Consider the following 22,400-nt stretch of genomic DNA (forward strand, 5'->3'; position numbering starts at 1 on the left):
GCTGAGCGCCGGAGCAATACCGTTGCAACGAATCACGCAACTACCTGACATCTGCCCAACCAAGAACATCAGAAAGACCGGCATAGAGACTAATCAGTTTGGATGCCAGGTCAATGCCGTGCAGCTTTGCATCTCTGAAGGTCTGCCACTCGCCGGTCGTTTCGCCGAGCTTTGCGTAACTCTCTCCATCCTTCACCCAAATAATAATTCCGATAGGCGCCACTTTTTGTGGCTCCCCCCAGATGAAGTCAATCCTTGTTTGCTCTCCAGTTGGGTGGATGTAATCAACCGGATAAGGCCTTCCTGCATCTGAATGCATATCGATCTCCCTAATCTGGATCCAATCTGAATTACATCAATAGACCACAACCTAAAATCACGCCAGTCCGGGCATGACCCGGCATAGGACGCCCCATGCCCATAGAAAACCGAAAATCGGATCTCCGCACCATAGTGACCGAGTCCCTAATCGGCATGATTGCAACGGTTACCCAGTTGGTACCGCCGGCGAACAAGCCACCGCCACCTTTCATCCAAGGCCCGATTGACCGTGCGGTGGATCGCATTCGGGCATTCGTCACCCCTGGCGTTACCCTTGCGACTGCCCGTACCAACCGGGTGTACGTGGCCGGGCCCATGACCGGGATTGAGGGCTTCAACTATCCGGCCTTCAACGCTGTCGCCGACCAACTGCGCTCCCAGGGCTACGAAGTCGAGAACCCAGCAGATCACGGCACCGTCGAGGGCGCGCAGTGGGCCGACTACATGGCGTACGACCTGACGCGTCTCGGCCTGTGCGGCGTGATCGCCCTACTGCCAGGCTGGGAGGAATCGCAGGGAGCCCGCCTCGAAGTGCTGATTGCAGGGCGCCTCAGCATGAAGATTGTGAATGCCCGTGATCTGGTATCGATGGAGATTGCAGGATGAGCAACGAATTCAAGCGCGAAGACCGCTACATCGTTTTGAAACTCAATCGCCTGGCAAAAGACGAGGCGGAATATCTGCGCGACTGCCAAGCGAAAGCGATGGTTGATTGCGTAGTGGTCGAGCATGACTGGCCTGAATACCGCCTTGTATGGGCGATGATCGAGCACCGCATGGCCGGTAAGCCGGTGCCAGACTTCAATGCTTGGCGCCGCGCAGATGAACTCCAGCAGCGCCTGAGCGCCGCCGAGCAGCGGAATGCGGAACTGGTCAGCGCCGTTCGTTCAATCAATCGCGGTAAGCATCACGAGATATTCGCTCCCGGTGACGATGAGCCTCAGTACATGCAGCGCAAGGAGTGGGTTGATTGGGTGCTTAGCATTTGCGATGAGGTTTCCGCACTCAACCCTGCCGAATCGGGAGCAAGCGAATGAGCAGTAAAAATAGCCGGGCATGCTGGAGCTGCAAAGATCCCGTGACCATGGCGCAGCGGGCCGATGCAGATGGGGACTGCCCTCACTGCGGCGTAGAGTTAGATATCGAAAGCTGGCCGTTTCCTGATGTAGCCGCCCCTGTCGTCGAGCGCCAGGGCGAGTCAGCGGCATTCCTCACAATCGCTGAGCGCATCCGGGCCGCAACCATCGCTGACAGTAGCCAGGAAGGCGTCAACATAGCCGAGGGTCGTTTCGGTAGCGCCATGGCTTTGCTGTGTCGTGAGCTGGATGTTCAGTGCCAGGGCAAGCCGGTGGCGTATGCAGACCCGAAGTCGCTTGAAAATTTCAAAAGCCTTGCGCGCCTTGGCGGCCTTTATGCTCGTGAGTGGATGTGGGCGAACGATGCTTCAGGCTTAGTTCCTCTCTACCGCCACCCAGCCGAGCAGCCCGCGCTAAAGACTTTCCTGCAAGAGCGGGCGCAGCTCGATCAGGAGTGGGCTGGGTTGCGTGAGTTGCAGCGGTTAAGCAAGAAGCCCACGCCGGTAGTGGCGGACAAGGCTGAAGACTGGCACATGAACCCCTGCAAGCAAGGTCATCGCGATGTCGGTGCATCCGGCGGAATTGCACACTGCTACCAGTGCGACGAGAAGATTGTTGCGGCCACCACGCAGGAAGCTTTCGAGCACTGGAACGCAACCCACTCCAAGCAGTAACCCTCCCCATCCCCCAATTCAAAGTCAGCCGCTATAGCGGTAAGGACGAAGTCATGCCGGAAGAAAATGTTGTGATGTACGAATCGCCGGAAGCAGCGAGCATTAAAACTGTTACCGGCTGGGTTTCTGCGGATGGCCGCTTCTTCGGTCAGGACGAGAACCTTGCCCGATTCTGTGGCGCCACTCATCGCCGCTGTGAGAAGAGCCTCGACCATCCAATCTATAAGGTGCGCAGCTACTGCGCACAGTGCCATGAAGAAAGTCGCCAAGCGAAATTCGCGGCCATGCCCGTCAAGGAGTGGTCCGGAGAGCCCCTGGTTATCTTCGACGGCGATCAGTACTTCTTTGACTCGGACAGCTTGCGTGACTTCATCATCGACAGTGAAATCGAACTGGCTGATCTGCAGCTGTGCATCTGCGAGCCAAATATGCCCAGCGAGATCGATCCCAGCGACATGTTCTGCGATGACTTGCCAGAGGATGGCGAAATTCGCGACGGCAATCTACTTGCTGCTTTCGATCTGCTGAACGAAATGATCAGCAAGTCTGAGCCGCTATCATGGTCGCAAGGTAAATTCACCGCCACGCTCCCGCAGTCCTTCATTGATGAAATTGCTGCTGATCGGGTGACGCCATGATCGCCCTCGCCTACATGGCCTGGCACTGCTCGGGGATGCGGTGATGACAGAGCAAACCATCGAAACAGCGGGGCTTAGGTAAATGATCCATTACCACGGCTTGCCGATCACTCCCGAGACAGCGGCCGCTGCGGCGATTGGCGGCGGCCACGCCTTTGTGAGTTTCAGTGATCCCCGACAACTCGCACTGGCGGCTCAGGTTTGCCAGTCGTTCGCAATTGATAACGGGGCGTTCTCTGCCTGGAAACAAGGAAAACCCATCACTGACTGGCAACCCTTCTACCGCTGGGCAGCGGACGCCAAGCTGATTCCTGCGTGCGACTTCGTCGTGATACCCGATGTGATTGACGGTGACGAGAAGGCGAACGACGCATTGCTTGAGGAGTGGCCGCTGCCTCGATGGTTTGGCGCACCGGTTTGGCACATGCACGAAAGCCTTGAACGGCTGGAGCGCCTGGCCAGTGGATGGCCAAGAGTCTGCATCGGCAGCTCAGGCGACTACTCGCAGCCAGGCAGCGCTGCTTGGTGGGTGCAGATGGGAAAGGCCATGCGTGTGGTTTGCGACGACGATGGGCGCCCCATGTGCAGACTTCACGGCTTGCGGATGCTTGACCCTGCGATCTTCGGTCACCTGCCGCTCTCCAGCGCAGACAGCACGAATATCGGCCGGAACATAGGCATCGACCAGGCCTGGCGCGGGACGTACTCGCCACCGACCAAGGAGGCACGAGCGTCGGTGATGCGTAGCCGCATCGAGTCGCACAATTCGCCCCCACGCTGGGCTTACAACATCCCCGAAGTGGCGCCGACTCAGGGCACACTGCTCTAACCCCAATTCAACTACCAGCCTGCCAGAGAATGGCGGCCGAGGATCACCCATGTCTATAAATCAGCACCCCACCATCTGCATCTACCACGGCAACTGTGCCGACGGCTTCGGCGCCGCCTGGGTGGTTCGCAAAGCCCTGGGCGCCAACATCGAGTTTCATGCAGCAACCTACGGCCAGCCGGTGCCAGACGTTACGGGCAAGAATGTCGTCATCGTCGATTTTTCCTACCCCTATGACACCCTCGTCCAGATGTCCTACGAAGCGGCATCATTGCTGATCCTCGACCACCACAAAACTGCGCACGAAGACCTGAAGAATCTATTTTGGGCTGGTCTTACCTATAAGGACTTCCAGAGCGATTGCAAAGCAGAGTGCCACTGCAACAACTCACCCCACATTGGCGCGCTCTTCGACATGACCAGGTCCGGTGCCGGCATCACATGGGACTTCTTCTTTCCAGGCATGCCCCGCCCCGCACTGATCAATCACATCGAGGACCGTGACTTGTGGCTGTTCAAGCTGGAAGGCACTCGCGAGATACAGGCCAGCGTTTTCAGCTACCCGTATGACTTCGAAGTTTGGGACGGGCTGTTCTCCGCCGACGTCAGCGCCTTACGCTCGGATGGCCAGGCGATTGAGCGCAAGCACCACAAGGACGTCGCGGAATTGGTTGGGGTGACCAAGCGCCGGATGATGATCGGTGGCCATGACGTGCCAGTGGCAAACCTGCCGTACACGCTGACCAGCGATGCCGGGCACCTGATGTGCGCGGGCGAGCCCTTCGCCGCCTGCTACTGGGACACGCCAGAAGGCCGATCCTTCAGCCTACGCAGCTCTGATGCTGGCGAGGATGTCTCGGCAATCGCTCAGCAGTATGGCGGTGGCGGTCATCGCAACGCCTCAGGGTTCCGCGTTCCGTTCGGCCACATCCTGGCTATCTAACACCCCCTCCCAAAATTACACAGCCTGCCGGTGAATGGCGGGCGAGGATTTCTGCATGCCCATCGAAAACATGCCCGTCATGCGCGGGAAGAAAATCAAGTCGATCCCAATGCATCTGCTCTTGCCATACGAAGAGCACGCCCAACGCAATCACAGCCAGTCTCTGCAGCGCCTCGCCGAGCGTGGCGGCATGGATTCAACCGAAATCCTCGGGATGGTTCGCGGGCTTGGATGGAGTCAACTAAAAGTCCGTCCGGACGACGAATCAGAACTCATCAAATGGGTCGCCAGTAAATCCTAACCACCTTCTGCCGCCATAGGGCGGCTTGGATACCTCATGAGCAGCATTCAGTTTTTGTCGCACGACGAGGTTTGCGAGCTGACCGGCGCGCGCACCAAGGCCGGCCAGATCCTCAACCTCAAAAGAAATGGCGTTCGGCACACGATCAAGGTGAGTGGCTGGCCAAGCGTTACCGCAATGGCGGTCACCGCCGTTGGTGCGTTTGAGGCCGAAACACCCGTATGGACACCGCGCAAGGCAGGTTGAAATGGGAAGAAGACCAAGTAAGTCTGGATCCGTCGCCAGACTACGGGAACGGAAAAAGTCGAGCGGGCGGGTTTTTTACTACTACGAAGCCGGCGGCAAGGACCGGAAGGAGATCGCGCTAGGTAGCGACTATGGCCTGGCCATTATGAAGTACGCGACGTTCGAGCGCGACCGAGCGGCTACTGCGTTGGTCCACAAGGTAATCACGTTCAGATACGTCGCTGAAAAATACTTCGTCGATATCGTGCCGACCAAAGGATCGGCGACCCAATTAGACAACAAACGGGAGCTCAAGAACTTGCTGGCGTTCTTCGATGATCCACCAGCACCGCTTGAAACCATTCTGCCGCAGCATGTGCGGCAGTATCTGACCTGGCGGAAGTCGGCACCCGTTCGCGCCAACAGGGAAAAGGCTCTGCTAAGCGCCATCTGGAATTACGCCCGAGATCGGGGCTATACGGCACTTGCAAACCCCTGCGCCGGGATCAAGGGCAACAGAGAGACTGGGCGCGATGTGTACGTTGAGGATGGGCTATTTAAGAAGGTCTATGACGCTGCCGACGTCGGGCTGCAGGATGCGATGGACCTGGCCTATCTCACCGGACAGCGGGTCACTGATACCAGACTCATGGACGAGCGTGATGTGCGAGACGGTCAAATCGGCGTGCTTCAGGGTAAAACGAAGGCTAAGCGCAGAATCGAGATCATCGGCGAATTGAAAATCTTGATCGACAGGATCATGGCCAGGAAGACTGGTCACAAGGTCCGCTCGACCCGACTGATCGTTACCGAGGATGGCACACCGATGTCGGCGAGCATGTTGCGGGGAAGGTTTGATGCGGCCAGGAAGAAAGCCGGGGTCAACAAGTCTGAGTTTCAGTTGCGCGACTTGCGCGCAAAAGCGGGCACTGACAAGGCTGAATCCAGTGGCGACATCATGCAGGCCAGAGATCAACTTGGGCATACCACCGTCGTAATGACCGAGCAGTACATCCGCGATCGAAAGGGTAAGAAAGTCACCCCTACCAGATGAATTGCGACCCAAAGCCATAATTGCGACCCAAAAACAAACAAGGGCCTACATGCGATATCGCGTGTAAGCCCTTGATTTTAAATGGTGCCCGAAGCCGGGGTCGAACCGGCACGTCCTTACGAACGAGGGATTTTAAGTCCCTTGCGTCTACCAATTTCGCCATTCGGGCGGTAGCGCGATGTGCAGGGAATATATACACCCCTACCCTGTGAAGCAAGTTTACTGGTCCCGTCAATACGACAAAATATTGCGCGCGAAACCAATAAAAAAGCTCCGTAAATCATGGATCTACGGAGCTTGTTTATGATGGAGGCCGAGGTCGGAATCGAACCGGCGTAGGCGGATTTGCAATCCGCAGCATAACCATTTTGCTACTCGGCCCCAAACGTACAACGTCGATACAGCTGACATTGAACGCATACACACATAAGCTGAAAACTTGAATCTAATCTAGCTTCCAACTCTTTGAAATCTATAGGTTTTTTTGCATTCCCACATCAGGAATGGACGCAATTCTGGACTTGTTCGGATAGCATGTCAATCGCTGGAGGAAAATATTTCCATGCCCTGCTCCCGCGAGCTCTCGACAGTCCGTTGATAAAGCAGCCATCTTGCGCGGTAGGCGCTGATCGCGCGCGCCCCGTGTTTCAACCGTTATAACTTCCTGAAACTAATGCGAATTACTGTCCCAAAACCAGCTCCAGAACCCAGGCAACTGAACAGGCTCAGAACTGTCCCTGACGGTGCGCGCCATGACGGCATGCTGCAACTCTGATCGATCATCGTAAAAAGGCTTGGCTGCGGTTGTCAGACCCGTCTCGCGCGCACTGTCGATCAGTATCTGTAGGTATTCCTGCGCGTGCCGAGCGGTGTAGCGGTTGAGGTCGTGAAACGTGACGACCACCGGAATAGCGCCATCGACCGCTGGTAACTCACCTGCAGCAATCCGTTCGCGCACTTCGGACAATTGCCTCAGCATGCTGGACCGTCTGCGCAGGCTGAAATTGTAGCCCCAGATCTTGCCGTCATTCGCGCTCAGATCGGTCAGCAAAACGTGCATGCCATGCTGCTGATAGGCGGCGAAGGTGCGCTTGTCGTAATTCCAGAATGGCGGTCGCACCAAAGCCGGTGGCGCGCCGGTGATCGCAGCGATGTCCGCACTGCCTTCTGTTAGCGACTGTTCCAGCTCTTCCGGGCTGAGAGAACGATGATTGGTATGCCCCGGCGTGGCGGTATGGAAGCCCAGCACGTGACCTTCGTCATATTCACGGTGCATGATTTTTCGGCCCAGTTCGCTGCCGCCCGCCCGCGCCGCACGGGTCTGCACAAAAAACACTGCCTTGATGCCCGGCTGCACCGGATTATGGGCAAGATCATCGAGAACGGAGAGCGTCGGATTAAAAAAACCGGACGCGCTTGGCCCGTCGTCAAAGGTCAGCAAAAAACGGATAGGGGCTTGTGAGTGCAAACGCTGCTCAGTCTGTGGCGTCATTGCGACCGGCGCGCTGATACAACCCAGGAGGCCGACAGCGATAGCAAGCGCGGATAAAACGGTGACAATGTGCTTCATACTTCTACCTTAGAGCGTCCCACGCCAGGGAAGACTGTCGGGCGAAGACAGATGGCGGCAAGTTATTCAAAGCCCATTGAGTGGCTGGCATCCCGGCGCAGTCGCGCGGAATGTCAAACGTGTCGTTCCCTGACCGTAGATTCGCTACTATATTTGTTCCGCGTTTCTTTTCTGCGGACTTCTTCATTCTGGAGCTCGAATGTCTAGTCAAAAAGACATCGCCGCCGAAAGCGGCGCACCGATGATCCCTGAGCAGCGCCGTGAGCTTATGCTACGGCAGTTACGCAAGCATCAGGTGCTGAGCGTTCATCAATTGATGGAAATGTTCGACTGTTCGCACATGACCATACGCCGCGATATCGCGCTGCTTGAACAGGAAGGACGTGCTTACTCGGTCACGGGTGGCGTGCGGATCGCCAGCCAGCTGCACAGCGAACCTAGCCATCAACTCAAAGCGGTCGTCGAATTGCCACAGAAGCAGGCGATGGCAAAACTGGCCGCGCGGTTACTGCACCCCGACATGACGATTTACCTGGATGCCGGAACCAGCACACTGGAAATCGTCCCTTTCATCAAGGCCCTGCCCGGCATGACCGTGGTGACCAACGACTTCGGCATTGTCCAGGCGTTGATGGATGCGCTCCATGTCACCGTCATTCATACCGGCGGACAGCTGGATCATTCCAACCACTCATGCGTAGGCGGTTTGGCGGTGGCCACGTTGCGCCAGATCGTCACCGATATCGCCTTCATATCGACCAGTTCGTGGGATTTTCGTCGCGGCCTAACAACGCCTTCGGCGCTGAAGGTAGAGGTCAAGCAAGTCGCGATGCAATCGGCCTCGCAAGTGGTGCTGGTGGCCAGCAGCTCGAAGTACGGCACCTTCAGCATGTACAAGATTGCCGGGATCGAGCAGTTCGACATTATCATCAGTGACGACGCGCTGACCTCTGCCGCCGCCGACAGCATCCGCAAACAGGGGGTTGAACTGCTGCTGCCTTCTGATGAAGGCGTGTAGGGTTTTGCGCGTTAGCGGGCGTTCCAGTCCCGCAGCCACTGCAAACCGGCCGACGTGTTGCCACGCGGCCTGTATTCGCACCCTACCCAACCGTCATAGCCCAACTTATCGATCAACTCGAACAGATAGGGATAGTTAACCTCTCCCAGGTCTGGCTCGTGCCGGTCCGGCACGCCCGCGATCTGGATATGGCCAATACCGTTAAAATCCCGTCGCAATTTGCTGGCCAAATCGCCCTCGACGATCTGGCAGTGATAGCAGTCGAACTGAACCTTCAGGTTACTGGCGCCGACTTCCTTGCAGATGGCTTGCGCCTGATCCTGCCGGTTGAGGAAAAAGCCCGGCATGTCTCGGGTGTTAATGGGCTCCAGCAACACCGTGACCCCGACTTTGGCCGCCTGGGCGGTCGCGTAGGCAAGGTTTTCCAGGTAAATGGCATGATGCCGAGCCCGTTCATTCTCGGAGGGCAGCAGACCAGCCATGACATGAATTCGTGAGTTACCCAACACCGCGGCGTATTCCAGTGAGCGATCGAAACCACCGCGAAATTCGCTCTCACGGCCCGGCAACGACACCGTGCCCCGCTCGCCGGCCGCCCAATCGCCGGGCGGCGCATTAAATAGCGCCTGCACCAAGCCGTTGTCGCTCAAGCGCTGCTTGAGCTCCTGAGCGCTGTAATCGTAAGGAAACAGATACTCCACCGCCTCGAAACCATCGGTGGCGGCTGCGGCGAAGCGATCCAGAAACTCATGTTCCGGGTAGAGCATGCTGAGGTTGGCAGCAAAACGAGGCATGGTAGCTCCTTGGATAAAGGGTTAAACAAAAGGCCAGATCAGCAAGGTAATACAGAAACCCAGCGTACCGAGCAATGTGGTCAGTACGGTCCAGGTACGCAGGCCGTCAGCCACGTTCAACCCAGCCAGCTTGGTGAAAATCCAGTAACCGGCATCATTGATATGGGACATTGCCAACCCGCCACCACCCATGGCCAGGCACAGCAGAGCCATGTGGTTCGGGGTCAGGTTGAGGGTAACAATCAGTGGGCTGATGATACCTGCAGTAGTTACCAAGGCCACAGTGGTCGACCCCTGGACCGCACGCAACAGCATGGTCAGCAGAAAGCCCAGAGCGAGCACCGGCAGACCGGTCGTGCGTAACATATCGGAGACCACAGCGCCGATGCCGGTATCCACCAGCACCTTGCCGAACACACCGCCAGCACCGGCAATCAAGATCACCATCGCCACGCCGGGCAACGCCGAGCCGATCACGTCGGACACCTGAGTGCGGCTCCAGCCACGACGCGAGCCCAGCAGCCAGGCACACAATAAAGTGTCCAGCAGCAGCGCCACCAACGGTGCGCCAAGCACAGTCATGATGCTGCGCAGGGTCGACTCGGGCGGGAGCAACGAAGTCGACAGCGTACCCAGCAGAATCAGAATGATCGGCAGCAGGATCAGACTGACAATCAAACCGAAACCTGGTGGTGGAGCTGGCGGCAGTTTGGAAACAATGCTGCTGGTGGACTCTTCAAGGCCCATGTGGGACGCGGCCACAGCGGCGCGCTCAGTGCTCTTCCCGTTGCCATTGGACCAGGCGACCAGATCCTCGTTGGTGACATGCGGGCCATACACTTCGGCACGAATGTCGTCGGTCATTGGGTACACCCGACGGGTCATGCGCCCTGCTACGCGATAACCGACGTAGCACAGCAGCGCAGTCAACGGCAGGCCGAACATCAGCACCCGACCCAAGTCGGCGCCCAACTGGCTGGCAGCGGCAACTGCGCCCGGGTGTGGCGGCAGGAAGGCGTGGACGGTCAGCAAGGCCGCACACATCGGCAGCGCGAACACCAGCAGCGGTTTACGCGCAGTGCGGGCAACGCCATAGGCCAGCGGCATCAGAATGATTACGCCGACTTCGAAGAACACCGGCACCCCGACCATAAACCCGGCAACCGTCAGCGCCAGGGGCGTACGTCGGTTACCGAAGCGCGTGATCAGGGTCTTGGCCAACGCCTCGGCACCGCCGGAGAGCTCAATGATCCGCCCGATCATCGCACCCAGGGCAATGATGATCGCGATATGGCCCAGGGTCTTGCCCATGCCGCCTTCGATGGTGGCGACCAGATCGGCCGGCTTCACCCCGGCCACCAACGCCACCAGGATGCTTACCAGCATCAAAGCCACAAAGGGCTGAAACTTGTACTTGAGCACAAGGAACAACAACAGTGCTATCCCTAGCCCGGCGGTCACCATCAGGAATAGCGGGCTCATTTCAGAAGCCCCCCACGCCGGGTGAACGAAACGGTTCTACCACTGAATCTGAAAATGCCGCAATCAAGGTAAGTCATGCTTGGATTTCCTGTTGTTATTGTTTTGTCAGGCCAGCCGGGGCCGTCGAAGCTCGCTGCGCGTCTCCAGGACAGGGCCTGCTTTATCGATCTACCGTGTTAAATCTGCGTTTTACCAGTGCACACCAAAAATCTCTCGCAGCTCATCCAACGCAGCCCGATCCAGCGGTTCGGGCTTGGGATTGCTCATCAACCAGAGCCGGGCAGTTTCCTCAAGCTCTTCCAGGGCATAGCTTGCGCGGGATACCGAACTCTCCCAGACCACAGGCCCCAGCCTTTCGAGCATCACGCCACGAACGCTGTTAGCCAGCTGCGCGACCTGCTCGGCGACTTTTGGCGAGCCCGGTCGCTGGTAGCCAATCAACGGAATGTGCCCGACTTTCATGACCTGATACGGCGTCAACGGCGGCAAAATGTCGTCTGGATGCCAGACACCCGCCAGCGTCAACGCCACCAAATGGGTGGAGTGGGTATGCACCACGCCACCGACGCCCGGGTTGCGGTCGTAGACCTGGCGATGCAGCGCGAGAGTCTTTGAAGGTTTGTCTCCGGACACCCATTTGCCAGCCAAATTGACCTTGGCGATGGTCGCTGGATCGAGGCGCCCCAGACAGACATCCGTCGGCGTTATCAACCAGCCATCGTCCAGACGGGCGCTGATATTGCCTGCGCTGCCGACGGTGTAACCGCGCTGATAAAGGCTGCGGCCAACCTCGCAGATTTCTTCGCGCAATGCGTTTTCCTTGCTCATTGCGCGCCTCCCGCCAGTTGCGTCAAAGCTTTACTGAAAAAATCCCGGCTTCCGAAGTTGCCCGATTTGAGTGCCAGCGCCAGAGGCTCATCCGTGTTGCTGACAGTCGCCGGCACACCCGGATCAATCTGCGCGCCGATCTGCAGCAACTGCACACCCAGCGCCTGAACCACGGCACCCGAGGTTTCACCCCCTGCGATCACAAAGCGGCGCACGCCGCTCTGGCGCAAGCCCTGCGCAATTTCACCAAAAGTGTTCTCAACCAGACTGCCAGATTGCTCGACACCCAACTGGTGCTGCACTGCCTTGACCTCTTCCGGCGAACTGGTGGCATAGATCAACACCGTTTGTTCATTATCGCGGGCGAAGGCCAATGCCTGGGACACTACGGGTTCGCCTGCGGCCAAGGCCAATGGATCAATCCGCAGGGCCGGCCGACCGGCTTCGAGCCAGGCTGCGACTTGCCCATTGGTGGCCACGGAGGCGCTACCGGCCAACACCACTTCACCGCCCAACACAGCCGGAAGCTTCGAGGCGTCGAAGTCACGCAGCTTGCCGGTGCGACGGAAGTTCTCGGGCAAGCCCAACGCCAATCCCGAGCCGCCGGTCAACAACGGCAGATCGGCGCAAGCGGTACCCAGGGTGTACAAATCCTTATCCGACAAGGCATCGGCGATTGCCATGCCGATACCTTGGGCCCGCAATTCGGCGATGCGCGCACGTACCTGATCGACCCCTTGAGAGACTGTGTCGTAGCGCAACAGACCGACATTCAGGCCGGTCTGCGATTGCAGGACCCGAACCAGGTTGGCATCGGTCATCGGCGTCAACGGGTGATGCTGCATGCCGGACTCGCTGAGCAACTGATCCTGTACAAACAAGTGACCGCGAAAAATGGTCCGACCATTTTCCGGGAATGCCGGACAGGCCAGGGTAAAGTCGCTGTCCAGCGCGGCCAGCAGCGCTTCGCTGACCTGGCCGATATTGCCAGCTGCGGTGGAGTCAAACGTCGAGCAGTACTTGAAGAATATCTGCTCGCAGCCTTGCTCACGTAACCACGCCAGCGCCGCAAGGGATTGCTCGACCGCTTCGGCGACGGGAATGGTGCGTGATTTCAGGGCAATGACGATCGCATCGGCGTCGAGCCCGGCGGTGACTTCAGCGCTCGGAATACCGATGCTTTGTACGGTGCGCATACCGCCGCGCACCAGCATGTTGGCAAGGTCCGTGGCACCCGTGAAGTCGTCGGCGATGCAGCCCAGCAATGGCCGTGCAGTGGATGTGTTCATGGTGCGTTCCTCAAACAGGCTCAGGCTTGGCTGTCGGCAGCTCGATACCCGGGAATATCTTGATCACCGCCGAGTCGTCCTCACGACCAAAGCCCGCGCTGGAAGCCTGCATGAACATCTGGTGAGCGGTGGCCGACAGCGGCAGTGGAAATTTGCTGGCCCGCGCGGTATCCAGCACCAGGCCCAGGTCCTTGACGAAAATATCCACCGCAGACAGCGGCGTGTAGTCGGCCTTGAGAATGTGCGGCACGCGGTTTTCGAACATCCAGGAGTTGCCGGCACTGTGAGTGATCACTTCGTAAAGCGCGTCGGCATCGACCCCTTCACGCAAGCCCAACGCCATGGCTTCGGCAGAGGCCGCGATATGCACCCCGGCAAGGAGCTGGTTGATGATCTTCACCTTCGAGCCCAGGCCATGAACGTCACCCAGGCGGTAGACTTTGCCGGCCATGCCCTGAAGGATCGCTTCGGCCTTGGCATAGGCATCCGCCGGACCCGAGGTCATCATGGTCATCTCACCCGCAGCAGCCTTGGCCGCCCCACCGGAGATCGGTGCATCCAGATACAGCAGGCCCTTGTCAGTCAGGCGCTGTCCCAAATCCACGGCATAAGTCGGCGCCACCGTGGCGCAGCCGATCACCAGACTGCCAGGACGCAGCGCGGCCACGGCTCCCCCTTCGCCAAACAATACGGCTTCGGTCTGATCAGCGTTCACCACCACGGTAATGATCACGTCACACTCAGCGGCCATGTGAGATGGCGAAGAACACGCCACGCCGCCCTCGCCTGCAAACTGCTCCGTCACCGAAGCGCGCACATCACAGGCATGCACATTGAAACCGCTGCGCAACAACGAGCGAGCAATGCCCAGGCCCATCGCGCCCAAACCAACCACACCGACATTCTTGTTATTCATGGCGTACTCCAGAAGGAAACAGCGGCTTGTTCCGCGCCAGCAAGGCGCAGACGGCGGGCCACGTTGTAGAGATTATTCAGCGCATTGAGGGCGTAAACGTTGCCCACGACGAAGGTGCCGCGCCCTTGCCGGGGCTGCAGCACACCTGGGTTCTTCAAGCGGGAAATGGCTTCACTGGATGGTTTGCTGCCGGTGGGGAACACACCGACCTCAATCTCATCCGGAAGCGGCTGATCGATGCTGTCGCTCAGCGTGTGAGTCGGGACCTTGTCGAACATCGAGGCAATCCTGTTTTGTCTTGTTTTCAGGTTGTCGTACAGGCTGGACAGATAATCCACCAATGAACGGATTATGTGAAGTTATTTTTTAAAATAACATTTTTTAACATTGCCACCTGAAATGCAGGTGCGTGCGTACCGGTTCTGGGCCGCACTCAACGCATCCAGAGCGAGGCATCCCTGCCAAAATTTGATTGATGCGTGAAGGCGCGCTCTGACGCCCCACAGACTCAACGCCCTGAAGTCGCGCCGACAAAGGCAGTCTGTGGACAGCTACCGGCGTCCGATTGCGCTCGCCCGGTCCACCTGCCGCCGGCGCTGCGCCAGCACGGAAGTTGATTGCGGAATAGCCATTGACTGGGGCGTTTGGCGCTGACCCAGTATGCGAGCCAGTGTCGCCCGGACGGTGGCCTCATCATTATCGAAGTCGCCATGATGCCGCGCCTGGGATGCGCTTTGATTACCCTTTGGCAGGTCATTGGGCGCACGAACCCAATCAGCGTTTGTTCCCGACTGGAACAGCCCACTTAGTGCCGGCTCGCTCCGAATGAAACTCTCCATGCCCAAAATCGGCTCGCCGTCGGGACGAATGAGCGGAATGCGGACCTGATCCTCGAAGGCATCGGACACCAGATAGAGCAGAGACTTGTTGTAGACATGCGCGCAATTGTCGTCGCGTTCGGCCTGGTCAGTCAGGGTAAACAGGCCGAACTGCCCAATGCGCTTATCACTGATGGGTTCCAGGTACGTCTCCTGGAAAAGCTTCACGGTGCAGGCCGGCGCCCACAGGTGACAACTGGCAACCGTTGTTCCAAGCCCTTCCACCCTGCTACGTGCCATCGGACCACTACTCATGGCACCCTTCGAGACCAGGTACTGCACCAGCGGCGCGAGGAAAATGCTCCCGGCGCTGTGTCCCACCAGATGGATTTCTACGCCCTGTTTCGCAAGCACCGCGAGCCCCTCGGCTACCACCCGTGCACCACCCTCAGCACTCACGGTGGCAAGTAGCGCGTTTTGCTTCATTTCATCCCACTCGGATTTGCCAGTCAGCAGGCGCGCAATGGGTTCCAGAGCATCGTCCAAACGATCAAGCATGAAGTCCTTTGTCGCGTCCAACACGCCTTCGGGGCGCCGACGCCGGGCTGCATCGGCCAGCATGTTGCCCAGGGTGGTCCAGTAGTCGGTTTTCCAGATAAATGCCAGTGGATAGCACTCTGCATCAAGCAGGGTCTGTCGATAGCCTGCGACCGTTTCAATCGCGCTTGCCTGGCTGACGAGCCCGCCGTGGGCATAGACGACGATGCGCTTTTTGTTCCACTTCTCGGTGATTCGCGGAAAGTCCACATCCAGAATTTCGCGCACGCTGGCGAGCGTGGTGCCAATGTCGCCGCGAGGGTCGAGCGTGCCATCATTGCCGATGCTGATGACATGCGGCCGAATTTCCCTGAGCGTCTCACTGGAAGACACCGCTGTGGTACCGATTGTCGGGCTGGCAATACGCGCCACTGCTGTCACGTTGATGGGGGCGCCAAGCCGAGCGACCCAGACATCCGCCCCGTTAGTGAGCCAGTCGTCATAACGCACACGACCGAACCCTCCCAGACCCCAAGCCTCACCCCAGGAGTTCTGAATCCAGAAGCCGTCCTGGTCATACGCCACTATCGCGAAGGCATGGCCTCCGAGGATTTCTGATGATGGCTGGATATACCCGTCAGCGCCGACTTCGCTCCATCCGGCATGTACAGTGGCGCTGGCATACAACACGCCGACCTCGGCGATCGCGGCGTGCATGGCCACGATATCCGTATGATTGACCCGAAAATAGGCACCCAACGGACGCAATGCCGCCTCCTGCGCAAGTTTTTCGGTCAGCGCCGGCACCTTGCTTTTCGACTGCCATTGCTCTGCCGTACAAACGCCGTGTTTGTACCAACCCTTCATCGCGCCACGGCAACTTGAACCTTCGTAGTCCACACCGGCCCATTCGTCGTAGCGACGGGCCAGGTCGTAGAACATCTGCGGACTCACCCGAGTCTGGTCAGATTGGTACTTACGGGTACGCAAGAGATAGTGCGCGACTGTCGCAAGGCCGTATCCGGTACAGGCGCTCTCGTGGCCCTGATCCAGGACAGGTACAGCTGCCTTCTGATAGTCGCTGAGCTCCCTTCGTATCGGGACCTCCACCAAGGTGGGGATATACATGCTGTCTCGGAAGTCCAGCCCGTCAGGCCTGACATTCAGCACGCGCGCCTGAGCAGCCCCGGAGGTGCGAGCAGATGAGGTTTTCTTTGGAGTGGCTTTACCGACGTCGCTCTTCTGTACCTTCTTCGGCGCCTTTTTTTGTGCCGTTTCAGCGGCTGGCGCTTCAGCGGCACTGCTGACCTCTTTGCCTTTGGAACGACCTGTTCTAGATGCCATTTCGAGTGCTCCTTTGCCGCGTTATGCGACTGGCACTACTGACGCTTTTGCGCCCCCCAGCCATGTGGGAAACCGTCGAGGTTCGATATCTCGACGAAGCATAGTCAATGCGGTGGCGGGCCGCCTTTAGCGGACAGCTGGAACTCAATTAAAGGTGTGATTTCTCTCCCTTTTAAACCGCTCAAAAAGCAATAAATCAGGTGCCTTCGGCAGACGCTTGACTTGACTTTAAATCCCAAGCCTCTCCGCGTGAAAAAACGATATCTGAGGCCGGCAGATTCCTCGCTTGTCTGATTTTGCAACAATCTCGGCATGCCGCAGAAATGAAAATAGCGCAAGGTTCGCAACCTTAATCAGGAAGGCAAGCATGGCATGAAGTGGTTTAAGCGGATGGTGATAGGGGCTGTTTTCGTAGTGGTCGGCGTTAGCGCGCTGGGCCTTTACTACGTCCTGCCTCGACATGACGTCGTCTTGATCACCGGAGTGGAAGTGAAGCGTATCGACGCTGACGGCGTGATCAATGCCGAGAACCCCTCCGACGGCCCTACCCGGGACGTCTATTTCATCAATACCGAAGACCCGGACACCAAGAAGGTGGTGGTGTACCGCAATGAAGACACGGGCTGGGGCTTTCCGTGGTACTTCAAATTTGATGCTGCCGACGTGCAAGCCAAAGCCCAAGGCTATTCCCGTGACGCCCAACAGTTGTCTCTCATCCGCTCCTATGGCTGGCGCATCCAGATATTCTCGGTTTTTCCAAACATTACCTCGGTTGAGCCTACAGACAGTCGAGCCGAGCCATTCCCCGTCTTCAATACCCTTTTCTTCACCGCACTTACCCTGATAACGCTAGCACTCGTCACGGTCGTCAGGTCTTTATTGCGACGTCGCAGTTCCCTGGCGATGGCTCCGAAAGACTAGTTGCGAGCCCGAACTCCGGAGCCTCATCGGCTGCAAGTGGAATTGATGAGGTCGGTTATTCCGGAAGGTAAACGTCAGTCGCGATAGCCGCACTTCGCCAGTTTTTTGTACTGCCCGATCAAGACTCGTGGCTGCCCAATTCAGCGATCTTATACACGCCCCCGAGCAATACACCTTCACGCCGTGCCTGCGATACAGGTGTGGTGCTTATTGGCCCGACGGTTAAGAGCGGCGCCCACACCACGCAAATTCCGAACGCAAAAAAGGAGCGTAGACATGACACTTACTTTGGCAAAAAACCAATCCATCTCTCTTGAAAAAACTGCAGGTAGCAGCCTTAAAAATGTCAGCCTGGGCCTGGGCTGGGACCCCGTGAAAGCTCGTGGCTTTATAGGCCGTTTACTGGGCAGCGGTAGTGACGAAATCGATCTCGATGCTTCCTGCATCATGCTTGACGCCAACAAGAAATCCATGGATCTGGTGTGGTTCCGTCAGCTCCAATCCAGAGACGGTTCGATTACCCATTCGGGTGACAACCGCACCGGCGAAGGCGACGGTGATGATGAAACCATCAACGTCAAACTGGACAAATTGCCGGCTGCGGCACAGTTCCTGGTGTTTACGGTCAACTCCTTCACTGGGCAGACCTTTGAAAAGGTCGAAAACGCCACCTGCCGCATCGTCGACGCCGGAAACAACAAAGAGCTGGCGCGCTTCAACCTGTCTGAGAAAGGTCGCCATACCGGTATCGTGATGGCCTGCCTCGCACGCACCGACACAGGTTGGAACTTCACAGCTATTGGTGAAGTAACCAACGGCCGCACGGCTGATGACCTCGTCGCTCTGGCCGTCAGTGCGGTGCGCGCATGATCAATCTGGCTCCCGGGGCCAATACATCGGTGACCACGGGGCAGTTGACGGTTGAGGTCAGCTACTTGGCATTGTCGGTTGCCGACATCGATATTTCGGCATTTGTTCTCGATGCGAACGGCAAGGTCCGCGGTGATCAGGATATGTGCTTTTACGGTCAGAAGAGCGTTAACGGGGGCGCAGTGCAAATGACTGACACCTCGTCCGGGCGCGCAGTTTTTATGCTCGACCTGAGTCGTCTCGAGCCAGCGATTGAGAAAATCGCACTGACCGCAACCCTCTATGAAAACAAAGCCAGTTTTGACAGTGTCTCTCACCTGTCGCTAAGCGTGACCGGCGGAGTAGACGTCGTGGTCCCGACGACCGGAATGAAGGAAACCGCCCTGATCCTGGGTGAGTTTTATCGTCGTCAGGGGGGCTGGAAATTTCGCTGCGTAGCCCAGGGTTTCGCGGGTGGGCTGGAACCCTTGGCCAAGCATTTTGGTGTCGAGATCGCAGCCCCGACGCCTACGTCCGTTGCTGCCCCGCCCATGCCCACGGCAGCGCCACCCGCCGCCATAAAGCCGAGTGTCAGCCTCAGCAAAATCACTCTGGACAAGTCACGATCGACGATCAGCCTGGAAAAAGGTAATGGCGATTTTGGCGAAATAAAAGTCAACCTGAACTGGAATCACGCACCCCCTGGTGGCGGATTTTTCTCGAAGAAAAACAACGCTATCGACCTTGATGTGGGCTGTCTGTACGAATTGCAAAATGGCCAGAAAGGCGCGGTTCAGGCGCTGGGTAATTCCTTTGGCAATCTCGGCAGTGAGCCCTTTATTCAACTGATGGGCGATGACCGCACTGGCTCAGTCAGTGATGGTGAATGGCTGCACATCAATGGCCAGCAGTGGAAAGAGATACGCCGCATTCTGGTGTACGCCTTCATTTACGAAGGCGCACCAAACTGGAAAGAAACCGGCGGGGTTGTGGTCATCTCCATCCCGAACCAACCGCCGATTGAAGTGCGCCTCAACGAGGAAGGAGGTCGCCACGGGATGTGCGCTATTGCGCTGCTCGAAAATGAAAACGGCACCGTCAAGGTCACTCGCTGTGTGGACTTTCACAAAGGCCACAGTGCGATGGACAAGGTCTATGGCTGGGGCATGCGCTGGGCGGCCGGTTCTAAATAACTAATGTTACTTGCGAGGCTTACTCAGTCTCGCTTTTGGGAGAAATGGTCATGCTTGGTTGGTTGAAAACTAATGCTGCAACAGCCCGCGACAAACTCGCGTCTGAAGTCACTAAATTCAAGAACCGCGAGTTCATGGATGCGGTTGTCGCAGGCTGCGCCTTGGTCTCTGCCGCCGACGGCGATATCAGTGCAGAAGAAAAACTGAAGATGACCGGTTATATCCAGAACTCTCAGGAATTGAAGGTGTTTGACCTGAAGGATGTGATCAAGTCATTTCAGGATGTTTGCTCAAAATTTGAATTTGACTATCAAATCGGGAAAGCAGAAGCGCTTAAAACGATCGCTAAAATCCGTAAAAAAGAAGATGCCGCGCGCCTGCTGGTCCGTGTCTGCTGCGCGATCGGGGGAGCAGACGGTAGTTTTGACGAGAAAGAACAGGCTATGTGCCGCCTCATGTGTAACGAGTTGGGTTTGAATCCAGCTAATTTCGATCTTTAAGGGGCGGTATTGTGGAAACTACGAATCTCGGATTCCCCCCGCTGACGATGGCGGTTTTTGTCGGGCTGGCACTTAGTGCCATGCTCATCGACATGCTGACCCACCGCGGTAATAAGCCAGTTACATTACTCAACGCCTCCGTCTGGTCAGTGTTCTGGATAGTCATCTCGCTAGGCTTTGCCGGCTTCCTTTACGTCGAACATGGCCCAACCATCGCGACCCTGTTCGTGACGGGGTATGCACTGGAAAAAGTCCTGAGCGTGGACAATCTGTTCGTGTTCATGGCTATTTTCGCCTGGTTCAAAATCCCCAATGTCTTGCGTCATCGCGTCCTCTATTGGGGAATCATGGGCGCCATTGTGTTCCGTTTGATCTTCGTTGCCATCGGCACAGGCCTGCTTGCGTTCGGCCCATGGGTCGAGGTGGTGTTTGCTCTCGTTGTGGCCTGGACAGCAGTCATGATGCTCAGAGCAGGCGGTGATAACGAGGAAGAAGTGGATTACTCCCAACACATGGCTTATCGCTTTGCCAAAAAACTGTTCCCTGTGTGGCCGAAGTTGCACGGTGACCGATTCTTCGTACGCCGTACCGAGCTGGAAACAGAACTTAAAAATCCGGAAAACAAAGGCATGACCTTAGTGGGCAAAGGCGCACTGTTCGCCACTCCACTCTTTTTGTGTGTTGTCGTGACTGAAATCTCCGATGTCCTGTTTGCGTTCGACTCGGTGCCCGCCGTCATTGCGGTGAGTCGCGAGCCCTTGATCGTCTATTCGGCAATGCTGTTTGCGATATTAGGTCTGCGGACCATGTACTTCGTCCTTGAAGCCTTAAAGCGCTACCTCGTTCACCTGGAAAAATCAGTCATTGCACTGCTGTTCTTCATCGCAGCGAAACTCGGTCTGAACGCGACCAACCACCTGTTCCACCATGGTTACACCATCGACCCCAACACCAGTCTCATGATCGTCATGGTCGTGTTGGCAATCGGTGTCGTTGCAAGTCTGATGTTCCCAGGCAAAGAAGAACCTGAAAAAGCTTAAGCACAAACACTTACCACAAGGCGTATTAACTCAATGGCACTGACACTTCAAAAAGGCGGCAATCTCTCTCTCTCCAAAACCGACCCTTCGTTGACGAAGATTGTGGTTGGCCTTGGCTGGGACCCTCGCGCTACCGATGGCACAGAGTTCGACCTGGATGCCAGCGCGATGCTGCTGGGTGCAAACGGTAAAGTTCGCAGTGAAGCAGACTTCATTTTCTACAACCAAAAAGCATCAACAGATGGTTCGGTCGAGCACACGGGAGACAACCGTACCGGTGCCGGTGATGGAGACGATGAAAGCATCAAAATCGACCTGAGCCATGTACCCGTCGATGTCGACAAGTTGGTGTTCGTCGTTACTATCCATGATGCTGAATTACGCAAACAGAACTTCGGCCAAGTGGGTGGAGCCTTCATCCGTATCGTCAACGAGTTGTCCGGCGTTGAAATCGTTCGCTACGACCTTGCTGAAGACGCCTCTACCGAGACCGCAATGGTGTTCGCTGAGTTGTACCGCAGCAATGGCGAATGGAAGTTCCGCGCAGTGGGTCAAGGTTATGCGGGTGGCCTGAAAGCATTGGCCAACTCCTATGGCATGAACTTCTGATTTATTCAAACTCATCAGCACAAGGATTCAATCATGGCTGTAAGTCTGCAGAAAGGCGGTAATGTTTCGCTCTCCAAAGAGGCTCCAGGCCTGACGGAAGTCATCGTCGGTCTGGGGTGGGACCCTCGCGTCACTGACGGAACGGAGTTCGACCTGGACGCATCCATTTTTATTGTGGGTGAGAGTGGCAAGGTACTCGACGACAATAGCTTCATTTTCTATAACAACAAAAAGTCGACTGATGGTTCGGTCGAGCACTTGGGTGATAACCGCTCAGGTGCTGGCGACGGTGATGATGAGCAAGCCACCGTTAAACTCAATGGTCTAGCAGCCGCAGTCAAGAAGCTGGTATTCGCAGTCACCATCCATGATGCTGAAGCGCGGAAACAAAGCTTTGGCCAAGTTTCGAACGCCTTTATCCGCGTTGTGAATAAGGCAGATGGCAAAGAGTTGGCTCGCTACGACCTGTCTGAAGATGCCTCCACCGAAACCGCCATGATTTTTGGTGAGTTGTATCGCAGCGGCGAGGAGTTCAAGTTCAAGGCCATTGGCCAAGGGTTCGTTGGTGGATTGAAACCACTGGCGGAAGCTCATGGCGTGAGTATCGGCTGACTCTAACGGCTAAGTGCTG

At 57.0% G+C, this 22,400-nt stretch carries 26 protein-coding genes and 2 tRNA genes; 17 read left to right on the forward strand and 11 right to left on the reverse strand.

The genetic code is table 11. The features are described 5' to 3' along the window. Window positions 1–40: 40 nt before the first annotated feature. A complete protein-coding gene (locus AC1MEA_RS22030) occupies window positions 41–319 on the reverse strand; it encodes a hypothetical protein (RefSeq protein WP_480417401.1) in 279 nt (92 codons plus the stop codon). A gap of 134 nt (window positions 320–453) precedes the next feature. On the opposite strand from AC1MEA_RS22030, the gene AC1MEA_RS22035 reads away from it, so the two are divergent. The 9 genes from AC1MEA_RS22035 (at window position 454) to AC1MEA_RS22075 (ending at window position 6,061) form a co-directional block, all read left to right on the forward strand. Next, window positions 454–927, forward strand: coding sequence for a DUF4406 domain-containing protein (locus AC1MEA_RS22035; protein WP_480417402.1), 474 nt, complete (start codon window positions 454–456; stop codon window positions 925–927). Beyond that, on the forward strand, window positions 924–1,358 hold the full coding sequence (locus tag AC1MEA_RS22040; protein WP_480417403.1) for a hypothetical protein: 435 nt from the start codon (window positions 924–926) through the stop codon (window positions 1,356–1,358). The genes AC1MEA_RS22035 and AC1MEA_RS22040 overlap by 4 nt, the downstream gene beginning before the upstream one ends. Beyond that, a complete protein-coding gene (locus AC1MEA_RS22045; protein WP_480417404.1) occupies window positions 1,355–2,071 on the forward strand; it encodes a hypothetical protein in 717 nt (238 codons plus the stop codon). The genes AC1MEA_RS22040 and AC1MEA_RS22045 overlap by 4 nt, the downstream gene beginning before the upstream one ends. A 53-nt stretch (window positions 2,072–2,124) precedes the next feature. After that, entirely contained in the window at window positions 2,125–2,709 is a 585-nt protein-coding gene (locus AC1MEA_RS22050; RefSeq protein ID WP_480417405.1) for a hypothetical protein, read from the forward strand. A gap of 82 nt (window positions 2,710–2,791) precedes the next feature. Beyond that, window positions 2,792–3,538, forward strand: coding sequence for a hypothetical protein (locus AC1MEA_RS22055; RefSeq protein ID WP_480417406.1), 747 nt, complete (start codon window positions 2,792–2,794; stop codon window positions 3,536–3,538). 49 nt (window positions 3,539–3,587) lie between these two features. Continuing rightward, complete coding sequence (locus AC1MEA_RS22060) at window positions 3,588–4,481, forward strand: phosphohydrolase (RefSeq protein WP_480417407.1); 894 nt, start codon at window positions 3,588–3,590, stop codon at window positions 4,479–4,481. 55 nt (window positions 4,482–4,536) lie between these two features. Continuing rightward, entirely contained in the window at window positions 4,537–4,782 is a 246-nt protein-coding gene (locus AC1MEA_RS22065; protein WP_480417408.1) for a hypothetical protein, read from the forward strand. Between the two features lie 36 nt (window positions 4,783–4,818). Further along, on the forward strand, window positions 4,819–5,028 hold the full coding sequence (locus AC1MEA_RS22070; RefSeq protein WP_480417409.1) for a DUF4224 domain-containing protein: 210 nt from the start codon (window positions 4,819–4,821) through the stop codon (window positions 5,026–5,028). Window position 5,029: 1 nt separating this feature from the next. Continuing rightward, the gene (locus AC1MEA_RS22075; RefSeq protein WP_480417410.1) at window positions 5,030–6,061 is read left to right on the forward strand and encodes a tyrosine-type recombinase/integrase; all 1,032 of its coding nucleotides are present in this window, start codon (window positions 5,030–5,032) and stop codon (window positions 6,059–6,061) included. A gap of 82 nt (window positions 6,062–6,143) precedes the next feature. Here AC1MEA_RS22075 and AC1MEA_RS22080 read toward each other — a convergent pair. From AC1MEA_RS22080 to AC1MEA_RS22090, 3 genes are all read right to left on the reverse strand, one after another. Continuing rightward, window positions 6,144–6,230 (reverse strand) — tRNA-Leu (locus tag AC1MEA_RS22080). A 138-nt stretch (window positions 6,231–6,368) separates the two neighbouring features. Then, window positions 6,369–6,442, reverse strand: a tRNA-Cys gene (locus AC1MEA_RS22085). A 289-nt stretch (window positions 6,443–6,731) separates the two neighbouring features. Then, a complete protein-coding gene (locus tag AC1MEA_RS22090) occupies window positions 6,732–7,631 on the reverse strand; it encodes a polysaccharide deacetylase family protein (protein WP_480417411.1) in 900 nt (299 codons plus the stop codon). Window positions 7,632–7,830: 199 nt separating this feature from the next. On the opposite strand from AC1MEA_RS22090, the gene AC1MEA_RS22095 reads away from it, so the two are divergent. Then, complete coding sequence (locus AC1MEA_RS22095; RefSeq protein ID WP_480417412.1) at window positions 7,831–8,649, forward strand: DeoR/GlpR family DNA-binding transcription regulator; 819 nt, start codon at window positions 7,831–7,833, stop codon at window positions 8,647–8,649. An 11-nt stretch (window positions 8,650–8,660) separates the two neighbouring features. Here AC1MEA_RS22095 and otnI read toward each other — a convergent pair whose 3' ends face one another. The 7 genes from otnI to AC1MEA_RS22130 all read right to left on the reverse strand — a co-directional run bounded on the left by otnI (window position 8,661) and on the right by AC1MEA_RS22130 (window position 16,657). Then, window positions 8,661–9,443: a 2-oxo-tetronate isomerase gene (otnI, locus tag AC1MEA_RS22100; protein WP_480417413.1), complete on the reverse strand. Its 783-nt coding sequence runs from the start codon at window positions 9,441–9,443 to the stop codon at window positions 8,661–8,663. Between the two features lie 21 nt (window positions 9,444–9,464). Further along, window positions 9,465–10,925 (reverse strand): GntT/GntP/DsdX family permease, encoded by a 1,461-nt coding sequence (locus AC1MEA_RS22105; RefSeq protein WP_480417414.1) that lies wholly within the window; start codon window positions 10,923–10,925, stop codon window positions 9,465–9,467. 189 nt (window positions 10,926–11,114) lie between these two features. After that, window positions 11,115–11,753 carry a 3-oxo-tetronate 4-phosphate decarboxylase gene (gene otnC, locus AC1MEA_RS22110; RefSeq protein WP_480417415.1) on the reverse strand — a complete coding sequence of 213 codons (639 nt, stop codon included), beginning with the start codon at window positions 11,751–11,753 and terminating at the stop codon, window positions 11,115–11,117. Further along, window positions 11,750–13,042, reverse strand: a complete 1,293-nt coding sequence (otnK, locus tag AC1MEA_RS22115; RefSeq protein WP_480417416.1) for a 3-oxo-tetronate kinase — start codon at window positions 13,040–13,042, stop codon at window positions 11,750–11,752. Before otnK ends, otnC begins: the two co-directional genes overlap by 4 nt. 10 nt (window positions 13,043–13,052) lie before the next feature. Next, entirely contained in the window at window positions 13,053–13,958 is a 906-nt protein-coding gene (gene ltnD / locus AC1MEA_RS22120) for an L-threonate dehydrogenase (protein WP_449633408.1), read from the reverse strand. After that, complete coding sequence (locus tag AC1MEA_RS22125; protein WP_480417417.1) at window positions 13,955–14,236, reverse strand: hypothetical protein; 282 nt, start codon at window positions 14,234–14,236, stop codon at window positions 13,955–13,957. Before AC1MEA_RS22125 ends, ltnD begins: the two co-directional genes overlap by 4 nt. 273 nt (window positions 14,237–14,509) lie before the next feature. Continuing rightward, complete coding sequence (locus AC1MEA_RS22130) at window positions 14,510–16,657, reverse strand: C1 family peptidase (RefSeq protein WP_480417418.1); 2,148 nt, start codon at window positions 16,655–16,657, stop codon at window positions 14,510–14,512. 372 nt (window positions 16,658–17,029) lie between these two features. On the opposite strand from AC1MEA_RS22130, the gene AC1MEA_RS22135 reads away from it, so the two are divergent. The 7 genes from AC1MEA_RS22135 to AC1MEA_RS22165 all read left to right on the forward strand — a co-directional run bounded on the left by AC1MEA_RS22135 (window position 17,030) and on the right by AC1MEA_RS22165 (window position 22,381). Continuing rightward, window positions 17,030–17,578: a DUF1523 family protein gene (locus tag AC1MEA_RS22135; protein WP_480417419.1), complete on the forward strand. Its 549-nt coding sequence runs from the start codon at window positions 17,030–17,032 to the stop codon at window positions 17,576–17,578. Between the two features lie 276 nt (window positions 17,579–17,854). Next, window positions 17,855–18,448 (forward strand): TerD family protein, encoded by a 594-nt coding sequence (locus tag AC1MEA_RS22140; RefSeq protein WP_480417420.1) that lies wholly within the window; start codon window positions 17,855–17,857, stop codon window positions 18,446–18,448. Beyond that, a complete protein-coding gene (locus AC1MEA_RS22145) occupies window positions 18,445–19,620 on the forward strand; it encodes a TerD family protein (protein WP_480417421.1) in 1,176 nt (391 codons plus the stop codon). Before AC1MEA_RS22140 ends, AC1MEA_RS22145 begins: the two co-directional genes overlap by 4 nt. Before the next feature lie 50 nt (window positions 19,621–19,670). Next, window positions 19,671–20,120 carry a tellurite resistance TerB family protein gene (locus AC1MEA_RS22150; RefSeq protein WP_449633412.1) on the forward strand — a complete coding sequence of 150 codons (450 nt, stop codon included), beginning with the start codon at window positions 19,671–19,673 and terminating at the stop codon, window positions 20,118–20,120. A gap of 11 nt (window positions 20,121–20,131) precedes the next feature. Beyond that, window positions 20,132–21,160: a TerC/Alx family metal homeostasis membrane protein gene (locus tag AC1MEA_RS22155; protein ID WP_449633413.1), complete on the forward strand. Its 1,029-nt coding sequence runs from the start codon at window positions 20,132–20,134 to the stop codon at window positions 21,158–21,160. Window positions 21,161–21,193: 33 nt separating this feature from the next. Next, window positions 21,194–21,769: a TerD family protein gene (locus AC1MEA_RS22160; RefSeq protein ID WP_219061856.1), complete on the forward strand. Its 576-nt coding sequence runs from the start codon at window positions 21,194–21,196 to the stop codon at window positions 21,767–21,769. A 33-nt stretch (window positions 21,770–21,802) separates the two neighbouring features. Next, entirely contained in the window at window positions 21,803–22,381 is a 579-nt protein-coding gene (locus AC1MEA_RS22165) for a TerD family protein (RefSeq protein WP_219061857.1), read from the forward strand. Window positions 22,382–22,400 lie beyond the last annotated feature (19 nt).

Source organism: Pseudomonas sp. ASL8, from assembly GCF_056680355.1.